The following is a 1875-nucleotide window of genomic DNA, read 5'->3' as shown; positions in this document are numbered from 1 at the left end:
GCGCGCACGTACGCCGACCTGGTGACGCCGCGGGGCCTGCGCGAGATCGCCCGCTACGCCGACGGCATCGGCGCGGAGAAGAATGTCGTCCTGCCGCGCGACGCTGCCGGGGCCACCGGCCGCCCGAGCACCGGTCGTGCGCGACGCGCACCGGGTGGGCCTGGACGTCCACGTGTGGACGGTGCGGGCCGAGAACCAGTTCCTGCCGACGAACTTCCGGCGCGGCACCGACCCCAACGCCCACGGCGACGTGCGCGGGGAGCTGCTGGCGCTGCTGGACGCCGGCGTGGACGGGATCTTCTCGGACTTCCCGGACGAGGCGGTCGCCGCGCGCAAGGCGTGGCTGCGTGACCGGTACCGCCAGGCAGGCTGAGCCTCCCCCGACAGGCTCGGGGAGTGGTCGTTCCCCGAGCCTGTCGAAGGGACCTCGCGTTCACATACCGTGGGTATGTGATCCACAACGACTGGTCCGGGCAGCCCTTCCCGCACCCGCCCGGCCGCCGTCGCCTGGTCGGCGACGTGGAGCCGGGCCTGCGCGAGACGCCGCTGCAGAGCATCATGGCGCGCGGCGCCGGGCTCGGACCGATCTTCGGCATCCGGGCGTTCCGCCAGCAGTTCGTCATCGTCGCCGGCGCGGCCCTCGCCGCGGAGCTGTGCGACGAGCAGCGCTTCGCCAAGGCCCTCTCGCCGGCGCTGGAGCAGCTGCGAGAGCTCGGCGGCGCCGGCCTGTTCACGGCGCACAACGACGAGCCCGAGTGGCGCCTGGCCCACGACCTGCTGCGTCCGGCATTCTCGAAGCAGGCGATGGAGCGCTACCACCCGGTGATGGTGCAGACGTCCGACGAGCTGTTCGCTCGCTGGGACGCCGCCGAGCGTCCGGTGGACGTCTCGCGCGACATGACCAAGCTGACCCTGGAGACGCTGAGCCGCACGGCGTTCAGCCAGGACTTCGGGTCGTTCGCCAGCGACGAGCCGCACCCGTTCATCCCGGCCATGGTGGCCGCGCTCAAGGCGGCCCAGCGCAAGTCCGGGCTGGACGGGGTGCCGGGCGCGTCCGTGGTCCGTCGCCGCATCGACCGCCACAACGCACCGCACCTGGCCTACCTCGACGGCATGCTCGACGACGTCGTGCGCACCCGGCGGACGTCCGGCCACGACGGTGCCGACGACCTGCTGGGCCTCATGCTCGACACGGCGCACCCGCAGACCGGGGAGCGGCTGCCCGACGAGAACATCCGCCACCAGATCCTGACGTTCCTCATCGCCGGCCCCGAGACGACGTCCGGCGCCCTGTCGTTCGCGCTCTACTGCCTGTCACGCCACCCCGAGGTGGTCACCCGGGCACAGGCCGAGGTCGACGCCGTGCTGGGCGCCGACCCCGACGCCGCACCGACGTTCGCCCAGGTGCCGAAGCTGCGGTACGTCCGCCGGGTGCTCGACGAGGCGTTACGGCTCTGGCCGACCGCGCCCGCGTTCGCCCGCTCGCCGCACGAGACGACGACGCTCGGCGGACGCTGGCGCATGCGGCCGCAGGACTGGGCGCTCGTGCTGCTGCCGATGGTCCACCGGGATCCGCAGGTCTGGGGCGAGGACGCCGAGGAGTTCGACCCCGACCGCTTCCTGCCCGCGCGCAGCAAGGGCCGGCCGCCGCACGTGTACAAGCCGTTCGGCACGGGGGACCGGGCCTGCATCGGTCGCCAGTTCGCCCTGCACGAGGCCGTGCTGGTGCTCGCGCGCCTGCTGCACCGCTACGACGTCGCCGGCGACCCGGGCTACGAGCTGCGCATCGCCGAGCGGCTCACGATGATGCCGGTCGGGTTCGAGCTGAGCCTGCAGCGCCGGACCCCGGCCGCGGCGCCGTCCCCGGCGCCGGTG

At 73.7% G+C, this 1875-nt stretch carries 2 protein-coding genes; both read left to right on the top strand.

The genetic code is table 11. The features are described from left to right. Positions 1 to 82 precede the first annotated feature (82 nt). Positions 83 to 373, top strand: coding sequence for a glycerophosphodiester phosphodiesterase family protein (locus AC2W7G_RS15205; RefSeq protein WP_485869178.1), 291 nt, complete (start codon positions 83 to 85; stop codon positions 371 to 373). A gap of 77 nt (positions 374 to 450) precedes the next feature. Beyond that, positions 451 to 1875, top strand: a 1425-nt coding sequence (locus AC2W7G_RS15200) for a cytochrome P450 (protein ID WP_485869177.1), incomplete at its 3' end; no start/stop codon positions are given.

It is taken from the genome of Aeromicrobium sp. PFPM2_SD2 (assembly GCF_057364525.1).
The sequence above is the reverse complement of the archived record's forward strand: the minus strand, read 5'-3'. Positions and strand labels throughout refer to the sequence as shown.